Source organism: Acidobacteriota bacterium (assembly GCA_035471785.1).
In the GTDB taxonomy this organism is placed as follows: Bacteria; Acidobacteriota; UBA6911; order RPQK01; family DATIPO01; genus JANQFM01.
In genome coordinates, this window is the sequence record DATIPQ010000053.1 from 24385 (window position 1) to 32975 (window position 8591).

General features: G+C 62.8%; 10 protein-coding genes. 3 read left to right on the forward strand and 7 right to left on the reverse strand.

Features of this window, described 5'->3' with window-relative positions; all coding sequences use genetic code 11:
• Window positions 1-3: 3 nt before the first annotated feature.
• From VLU25_07995 to VLU25_08010, 4 genes are all read right to left on the reverse strand, one after another.
• Window positions 4-201 carry a hypothetical protein gene (locus VLU25_07995; protein ID HSR67869.1) on the reverse strand — a complete coding sequence of 66 codons (198 nt, stop codon included), beginning with the start codon at window positions 199-201 and terminating at the stop codon, window positions 4-6.
• Between the two features lie 72 nt (window positions 202-273).
• Complete coding sequence (locus VLU25_08000) at window positions 274-468, reverse strand: hypothetical protein (protein ID HSR67870.1); 195 nt, start codon at window positions 466-468, stop codon at window positions 274-276.
• Window positions 469-500: 32 nt separating this feature from the next.
• Window positions 501-1055 carry a TlpA disulfide reductase family protein gene (locus VLU25_08005; GenBank protein HSR67871.1) on the reverse strand — a complete coding sequence of 185 codons (555 nt, stop codon included), beginning with the start codon at window positions 1053-1055 and terminating at the stop codon, window positions 501-503.
• A 184-nt stretch (window positions 1056-1239) separates the two neighbouring features.
• Window positions 1240-2037, reverse strand: a complete 798-nt coding sequence (locus VLU25_08010; protein ID HSR67872.1) for a hypothetical protein — start codon at window positions 2035-2037, stop codon at window positions 1240-1242.
• Window positions 2038-2200: 163 nt separating this feature from the next.
• Here VLU25_08010 and VLU25_08015 point away from each other — a divergent pair, with 163 nt between their 5' ends.
• A complete protein-coding gene (locus VLU25_08015; GenBank protein ID HSR67873.1) occupies window positions 2201-3391 on the forward strand; it encodes a SpoIIE family protein phosphatase in 1191 nt (396 codons plus the stop codon).
• Between the two features lie 18 nt (window positions 3392-3409).
• Here VLU25_08015 and VLU25_08020 read toward each other — a convergent pair whose 3' ends face one another.
• A complete protein-coding gene (locus tag VLU25_08020; protein ID HSR67874.1) occupies window positions 3410-4006 on the reverse strand; it encodes a nitroreductase family protein in 597 nt (198 codons plus the stop codon).
• Between the two features lie 7 nt (window positions 4007-4013).
• Window positions 4014-4430, reverse strand: coding sequence for an alternative ribosome rescue aminoacyl-tRNA hydrolase ArfB (arfB, locus tag VLU25_08025; GenBank protein ID HSR67875.1), 417 nt, complete (start codon window positions 4428-4430; stop codon window positions 4014-4016).
• A gap of 41 nt (window positions 4431-4471) precedes the next feature.
• On the opposite strand from arfB, the gene VLU25_08030 reads away from it, so the two are divergent.
• Window positions 4472-4999: a hypothetical protein gene (locus tag VLU25_08030; protein HSR67876.1), complete on the forward strand. Its 528-nt coding sequence runs from the start codon at window positions 4472-4474 to the stop codon at window positions 4997-4999.
• 44 nt (window positions 5000-5043) lie between these two features.
• Complete coding sequence (gene pabB, locus VLU25_08035) at window positions 5044-6870, forward strand: aminodeoxychorismate synthase component I (GenBank protein ID HSR67877.1); 1827 nt, start codon at window positions 5044-5046, stop codon at window positions 6868-6870.
• Here pabB and VLU25_08040 read toward each other — a convergent pair.
• Entirely contained in the window at window positions 6785-8488 is a 1704-nt protein-coding gene (locus VLU25_08040) for a DUF885 domain-containing protein (GenBank protein HSR67878.1), read from the reverse strand. The two genes, pabB and VLU25_08040, sit on opposite strands and share 86 nt — an antisense overlap.
• Between the last annotated feature and the right edge of the window lie 103 nt (window positions 8489-8591).

Consider the following 8591-nt stretch of genomic DNA (forward strand, 5'->3'; position numbering starts at 1 on the left):
CGGTTACTCTTCCTGGTACTCAGCCTCGATGTGAAGACGGATGCAGCCCTCGACGCTCATGGCGGCGGGACACTTGACGGGATGCCGCTCAACCGCCCGTTGCGCTGCTTCCATTTTGCCTTCGGGAACGCGCAGGTGATAGCGGACGCGGATCTCGGTGATGCGCATGACACCGTCCACCTCTTCGATGTCGCCTTCCACCTCGGAGTAGAGCTTGTCGGGATGACTGGGGATTTGACGCGCTGCCAGCGCGCCGGCAAGAGTGCCGGTCAGTCAGCCGCCGACGGCCGCCACCAGGTGGTCGAGGGTGGCGGGGTGCTCCTCCTCGGGAGTCAGTCCGTAGAAGGCGGCGATGCCGCTGTGGACGCCGAAACGGATGGGGCGGTCGAATCCCTCCAGTTCCACCCGCCGGTTTGGACGCTTTTCCTGGTAAATGCGCATTTTCGAAGTGTGGACGAGATTTCCCATCGCTTGACTCCCCGGCGGGTAAGTGCTGCCGTTTACTTGTCCAGTCCCAGCATGCGGCGGACGGCCTCTTCCATGCGCTCCAGGTTGTGCGGACTATACCCTTCGTAGCGCTTAAGCATGGTGTTGTCGTCGCCCAGCAGGCAGTTGGTAGGTGTGCCCTCCACCCGGAATGCTTTGCGCCAGGCATCGCTTTCCGTGCGCAGAATGGGGTGGCTGTAACCCCCCTTTTGGGCCCAGCGGGTCAACTGCCGGTTCTGCGCTGGATGGATGTTGATGGAGATGAGGGAGAAGCCGAAGTCGCGGTATTTCTCGTAGAGGCGCTTGAGAAAAGGAAGTTCTTGATTGCAGCCGACGCAGGAGGGGAAAAAGAAGTTGACCATGGTCACGCGCCCCTTGAGTTCCTCCAAGGAGCGCATTTCCCCCGTCAGGTCGGGCAGCTCGAAGGCCGGCAGTTCCGGCAGATCGATGGAAAGTTCAGCCTCGGCCTCGGCTCCCGAAGGAGCGACCGGGGCATCCTGCGCCAAGGCCCCCTGCGTGACTGCGAAGATGGAAAGTAGCCCCACTGCGGTCGTGAAGATCTTGTACATCACTCAATCCTCCCAACCTGTAAGAATACCTATTTTTTCGCCGCATGCAATCCCTTTGGCGGGCCTTGGCCCACTTCCGGCCCAAAAAAATAGCGAGCAGCCTCATACCGCCGAGAGCCATTAGGCCTTCAGCGCGGTCGCTGGAACTTGAACCGTGTGTGAACGTGTCGGCCACCTCGTGGCCCTAGCGGATGTGCAGGTCGTCTTCCAGGGTGAAGCTATACTCTGTGCCCTTCTTGATCTTGTAGGCAGGGCCCCCGCGGCCGCCATAAATCTGGCGGGTCAGCAGCAGGGCGCCGCCCACTTGGGCTCCAGTGGCGATGGCGGCCTTTCCCAGCGAGGGGTTGACGCGGCGGCCGCATCCGCCGAACCTTGGGCGGTTACTGGCCTCCAGCGCTCGACCGGCCACCACGCCGGCGACGCCCACTCCCGTGAGAAACTTCTTCCAGAATCCCGAGCCTTTCTTCTTGGCTTCGGCCTTGAGCGGCTCGGTGTAGACCGGCTGCCAGTCATGGCCCAACTTCAAGTCGGTGAGTTCGATGGCCAGCCTGCTGTTGGACGGATCACGATAGATTTCCCCCCGGACGGGCGTACCCCTGGGTGCGACCAGTTGCTTATCGGCCTTCAGATCCTCGGCTAAGGCGGCCTGGAAGAAGGTACCTCGATCTCCGAACTCGAGTTCTTCGTCGAATTCGATGGCCACGTTCGATCCGCTGGGGATGACGAAGGCCGACGGGGCACCGGCGGGGGCCGGCGCAACAGCCTGAGAAGCGGCGGCGGTCGGGCGCGGAGCCGGCGGGATCAAGTCAGGCTGGGGTTCGTAGTAGGGGGTATTGGGAACGATTACCGGCGCCTTCTCGTCTTCACTTTGAGCCAGGGCAAAGCTCATCGGGAAGGCGGCCAGCAAGGGGATGAGGAGCAGCCACCAAACGGCTGTTCCCCGGAGACGATGCGAGTTCGATAGCGAAAGCGACAAGTTCACGGTTACGACCTCCGAGTCTGGTTGCTTCTTCTTTATTACGATGCATGTCACGACCTATCGGTTCATCCTTTCGGACGATCGGCGGCTTCCCAAATCGGTCGATTTTTGTTATTGATTCAGTGCCTCCTGCATAGCTTGCAGAGGGGCCGGGAGCAAGGAGTTCATGGCCAAATCCGGCGGCAGAGTTCTGTTCATTGACGATGACGAGGGCATCCTCTTCGCGGCCGAAATCCTGCTCAAACGGCAAGTCGAGCGTATCCGCACGGAAAGCCTCCCCGAGCGTATTCCGCAGATTCTGGACGAAGAGACCTTCGACGCCATTTTCCTGGACATGAACTTCACGGGCGGCACCACGAGCGGCAAGGAAGGATTCCAGTGGCTCAAGACCATCCTGGAAATCAACCCTGATGCGGTGGTGATTCTGATGACCGCCTTCGGCGACGTCGAAATGGCGGTCCGGGCCATCAAGGAGGGCGCCACCGACTTCATTCTCAAGCCCTGGCAGAACGAGAAGCTGATCGCCTCGGTTGAGAGCGCGGTGGCCCGGGGACGTCCCCGGCGCGAACGCAAGCGGCGCAACGAGAAAGGAGGCGAAGCCGACCGGGACTTCGAGCAGGAGCTGAGTTACGCCGCAGCCGTGCAGCGGCGCCTGCTGCCCCAAAAGTTTCCCCATCTGGAAACTTTGGAAAGCGCCGCGGTGTGCTTTCCGGCCAGCGGCGTGGGGGGCGACTACTACGACTTCATCGGACTCGACAACGAACGCCTGGGCATCGCCCTGGGGGACGTCTCCGGCAAGGGCGTCTCGGCGGCCTTGCTGATGGCTTCGTTGCAGGGGTGCCTGCAGAGCTACGCTCCCCAGCACGTCGATTCGCTGGACGCCATGATGGCTGACGTCAACCGGCTGATCACCACCTCGACCGACTCCAGCCGCTTCGTCACCTTCTTCTACGGACTCTACGACGACTACCGCCGTCAGTTGACCTACGTCAACGCCGGGCACCTTCCTCCCATGGTCCTGCGCCGCGGCTACAATCCCGAACTCGAGGAGAAAGGGCTGGAGCGGCTTCAGGCGGGAGGCACCGTGCTGGGGGTCTTCGCCAACGCGGCCTATCAGAAAGGCGTGTGCCAGCTCTTTCCGGGGGACATGGTAGTGTTTTTCACCGACGGAATCACCGAGGCCATGAACAGCAGCGAGGACGAATTCGGGGAGGAGCGTCTGCGCCAGGTGCTGCGCCGCAACTTCGACAAGCCGCTGCAGGAGGTCATCGACAGCGTCATCGAAGCGGTCCACGAGTTCTCGGGCACCGAGCATCAACGCGACGACCTCACCCTGATTCTCACCCGGGTGCTTTGATTCCGCAGCCGTTGCTGCTCAGAAGTCGAAGTTGCCTTCCCGTACGAACTCCGAGACGGCCTTGCGTCCGCTGGGTTTCTCCCGCTCCCGCAGCTTCTCGGGAAGTTCCTCGGCCGGCGCCGGATGACCCACGGCGATCATGCACTCCACCTGAAAGTCTTCGGGGACGCCCAGTTCTTCGACCGCCTTGTCCTTGTCGAAGCCCGCCATGGCATGGGCGGCCAATCCCATGCGGGTGGCCTGCAGGGCCAGGTTCTGCCAGGCTGAGCCGGCGTCCAGGGAGTGACTGGCGTTGGGTTTATCGTTGCGCTCAAAACGGCGTGACGAAAGAAGCACCAGCAGGACCCCCGCCTTGGCGCACCATGCCTGATTGCCTTCCGCCAAGAGCGAAAAGAAGCGCTCCCAGTGAGGGCTCTGGCGATGGGCGTAAAGGAAGCGCCAGGGCTGCTCGTTATAGCAGGAGGGAGCCCAGCGGGCCGCCTCGAAAAGGGTCGTCAGGTCGTCTTGGCTGACCGGCCGGCCGCTGAAGGAGCGCGGCGACCAGCGCTCTACCAAGAGGGATTCGATCTCTTTATCGGGTTGCCGGTACCGGCGGACTGCTTTGCCTTGAATCATCGGTTCCTCATGGGTTGGGATTCTGCCGCAGCTTCTTGATCTCGGCGCGGCGGGACTTCTCTTTCAGCCGTCTTTCCTGAGCCGCCTTGCTGATGCGGGTCTTCTTGCGCGGCTTGCGCTTCTTGAGGGCGGCGGCCATGAGATTGGCGAAGCGGACGAGGGCGGCCTGACGGTTGGCGTGCTGGCTGCGGTGCTCTTGACTCTCGATCAGCAGCAGGCCTTCCTTGCTGATGCGGTTGCCCAGCCGGTGACGGATGCGCTTGCGCTGGGCATCGCTCAGAGACGAGGAGGCTTCAACGTCGAAGGACAGGGTCATCTTAGTGCTGACCTTGTTGACGTTTTGGCCCCCCGGCCCCCCGCTTCGAGAGGCCTTGAAGCTGATCTCGCTTTCGGGGATGCTCAGATTGGAGTTGATCTCGATCATGGCCTGAACCCGCTGAAAAGGAAATTCCTCTAAAATCTCTAATGATGTGTATCAAGGTCCTAGGTTGCGTCCCCCTGCTCTCATTGCTGCTGACTCCGGCGCCCGCATGGGTGCAGCCCCACAAGGCCACCATACCGCAAGGAACCGAGCTCTTCGTCCGCCTGGGGCGGGAGTTGGACAGCAGCAAACTGAGGGCGGAGGAGCGCTTTTACGGCGAAGTGACGGTTCCCGTCACGGTCGACGACCGCGTCGTGATCCCCCCCGGATCGCAGATTCTGGGACGCGTCACCCTGCTGGGCGAAAAGGCCGGTGACTTCCGCATCGCGGTGGACTGCGAGACCCTGATCCTGCCCGACAACCGCCGCTTCCAGCTTTCGGCCGCTATCCAATCCAAAGAAGGTCCCCTGGCCGAGGAATCCGAAGGAGAAGATCCCATCGTGGACGCCGGAGATGTGATAAGCGAAGGGTTGAAGGCCTTCTTCGGCCTCTTCGAGAAAAACGTCGTGGTCTTCGAGAAGGACTCCATCATCACCATCACGCTGGGCCGCGACATGATCATGTCGCCCTAGCCGTTCCTTTAACTGCTGAACGCAAATTCGAGTAGCATAACCGGATGGATGGGCAGATCGTCTTGCAGGACTACCCCAGCGGGGAGTGGCTGCTTTTCACCCCTCTAGGCAAGCGCTCGATTTGGCGTCCCCGGCAGGTGCCGGCGGGACTGGAGGAGGCCGAAAGGGAAGTGGAAGCCCAGGGCTGCTTCGCCGTGGTGCTGCTGGCCTTCGAGTGCGCCAGCGGCTTCGACAGCGCCTTTCCTGTCCGCCCAGCGGGTCTTTTGCCCGCCGGCCACGTCATTTTCTGCGACCCTCCGCGTCGTGTCGGCTGGGAGGAGGTTAAGGCCGAGGACGCGCCTGTCCGGCTGCACTGGGAGCCGGCCCTGGACCGGGATGCCTACCGGCGGAAAGTGGGGGAGGTGCAGCGCGCCATCGCCGAGGGAGAAGCCTATCAGGTCAACTTGACCTTCCCTCTGCGGACCCGCTTCAGCGGCTCTCCACGCCACCTCTTCGCGGCCATGGCGCAGGCTCAGCAAGCCTCTTGCTGCGCCTTCGTGGAAGAGCGCGAATGGGCCGTGTGCAGCGCATCGCCCGAACTCTTCTTGTGGCGTCACGGCCAGCGCGTCCTCACCCGTCCCATGAAGGGAACGGCGGCTCGCGGACGCACCTCGGGCGAAGATCAGCGGCAGTCCGAATGGCTGCTGGCCTCCGAGAAAAACCGGGCCGAGAACCTGATGATCGTGGACATGATGCGCAACGATCTGGGACGGGTGGCCCAAACCGGCAGCGTCGAGGTGGAGGAGTTGTTCCGCAGCGAGCGCTATCCCACCCTGTGGCAGATGACGTCGTCGGTTTCGGCACGTACCCGGGCCAGCACCGCCCAACTGCTGTCGGCGGCCTTTCCTCCGGCTTCCATTACCGGGGCGCCCAAGGTTGCCGCTTGCCGCTTGATCGACCGGCTGGAAGATCACAACCGCGGCATCTACACCGGCTGCATCGGCTATCTGGGTCCCGGACGGCGGGCTCAGTTCAACGTGGCCATCCGCACCGTCACCATCGACCGCCTGAGCGGGCAAGCCGTCTACGGAGTGGGCAGCGGCATCGTGGCCGACTCCGATGCCGATTCCGAGTACCGGGAATGCCTGCTCAAAGCCGAGGTGCTGACCAAAGAGCGTCCTGACTTCGAGCTTTTGGAGACGCTCTTGTGGCGCCGCGGCAAGGTCTTTCTGCTTCAGGAACACCTCGACCGCATGGCCGATTCGGCCCGCTACTTCGGCTATCCCATGCGGCGACGGGAGGTCGTGGACGTCCTGCGCGAGACTTGCCGGCAACTCCCGGATGCTCCTCACCGGCTGCGCTTGCTGCTCGACCGGCGGGGAAGCGCGCATTGCCAGGCCTCGCCGTTGGCCGCCAGAGAGATCAAGCGTCCCCTGAGGATCGCCCTGGCCCGGCACCCCGTGGACGAGGACGATCCTTTCCTCTTCCACAAGACCACCTGCCGTCAGGTCTATCAGCGGGCTTTGCAGGCCCATCCGCAATGCGACGACGTCATCCTCTTCAACCGGCGGGGAGAACTGACCGAATCGGCCAAGGGCAATCTGCTGGTGCGCCGCGGCGGTGTTTGGATGACGCCCCCCGTCGAGTGCGGACTGCTGGCGGGTACCATGAGAGAGCGCTTGCTGGCCCGTGGCGCCATCCGCCAGGGCGTCCTGCGGGTGCAGGACCTGCCGGCCGACGACGGCGACCTGCGGATCATCAATTCGGTAGGAGGCATCTTGCGGGTGGAACGAGTGCCGCCAAACCTCAATCGAACTCTCGGAAAAGCAGTTGACGGGCCAGGGGGATGGGAAGCGAGCCTTGAGAGAGCAGCCGGTCGTGGAACTCCCTGAGGCTGAAGCGCTCGCCCTTGCGCTGCCGGTATTCGCGCCTCATCTTCATCAACTCCTGAAATCCCACCAGGTAGGAGATCACGTAGGTGGGGCGCTGCACGTAGATGTTGACTTCCCCGGCGCTGGCCTCTTCCTCGAAGAGCACCTGCTCGACCAGGAACCGCCGCGCATCCTCATAGCTGATCTGGCCCGTATGCAGCTTGACGTCGAGGATGACCCGGGCCGCCCTCCACAGGCGCAGGCGCAGTTGGGTCAGCCGGGTGGGCAGCGGATCGCGGAAAAAGCCGGTTTCATAGGCCAGCTCTTCGCAATAGAGTCCCCATCCCTCGGAGAAGACCGGCGAGGAGTAGATCTTGCGCAACAGGCGCGGATTCTGCTGGGCCTTGAGGGCTTGCACGTGATGCCCGGGATAGGCTTCGTGGGGTGCGATGACGCTGATCCAGGTGTAGTCGTGGTGGCGCAGCACTTCCTCGGCCTCCTCGTCGCTCAGCGAGGGGTCGATGGGATGGAGCAGCAGGTAACCTGTCTTTTCGTCCTCGAAAGGAGCGGGTCTGCGGAAAGTGCCGAAGGGCGAAAACGCCCTCTGGGAGGGAGGGGTGTCGAGACAGCGGACCTGCTCTCTTAGGGGCAGCGACACCAGGTAATGCTCGCGCACGTGGCCCCGGCTGCGCTGGATTTCGCTGCAGTAGGCGTCCAGCAGGCGGCTGCGGGGCGGATGGAGACGGCGCAGGTCCTGAGTGATCTCCTGCCAGGTCTTGTCGGGATCGATTTGGCTTGCAACCTGGCGCAGTTGGGCCAGCGTCTCGTCAAAGGCTTGTTGACCCAGCTCCAGGAGCTGGTCGGCGTCCAGGTCGAGCAGGTGGCGCCGCCGCAGATAGAAGTCGTACATCTCGCGTCCGACGGCCAGCTCGCCCTGGGAACGGGGCAGCAGCTCGCTTTCCAGGAAGGCGGCGTAGTCGCTGAGCGCTTCGGCGGCCCCAAGGCCGGCCTCGTTCAGTTGATCCTGATAGCTGGGAGCCCGGCGGGCGAAGGCGGCGATGGAGTCGCGGTAGAAGGGAAGCACCGAGCGGGCCGTCCGGATGGCCATCTGAGTCAACAGACGAGGCGGATTGTCAAGGTTCTTTTTGCCGTCTTCCACAACCCGGGGGACTTCCTGCAAGCGCGAAAGAAGCTGAGGGGCGCGGCTCAGCGGAGGGGCGTGACGCGAAACCACCAGGCTCTGAAGGGCCTGGAAGGGAACGTAACGCAAGGGATCGCGCCGCCACAGCTCAAGCTCTTCCATTTCCGCCAGTCGCACGTCGATTTCGGAAAGGATCAAGGTCTGGTCGACGCGCTGATCGATGCTGAGAGAGGAAGGCGATATGTCCTGGAAGCGCACTTGAAACTGGCGCAGGCGCTCGGCCTGAGCCTGCAAGTCCTGCTGCGAGGTGGGCGCCAAGGCATGGTCGAAGAGGTGAATGCCCTGAGAGGTGGCGGTCTCGGGATGAATCTCCCAAAAATAGTCGACATAAAGGCGCACCAACCGGTCCAGCCGCTCGTCGGCTGAAGGACCCAGGCAGCCCGGAACCGTTGCCAATAAACCAATCAGCGCCCACCGGCCAAGATCGAGAGTCCTCATCCGGTCAGTATTGCATATCGCCGCAAGAGTGCTCCTGCCACGACGGACGCCCAGACGGGTCTGATGTCGGGTGCTGTGCTCATCTCCCCACAGGATTAGCCCG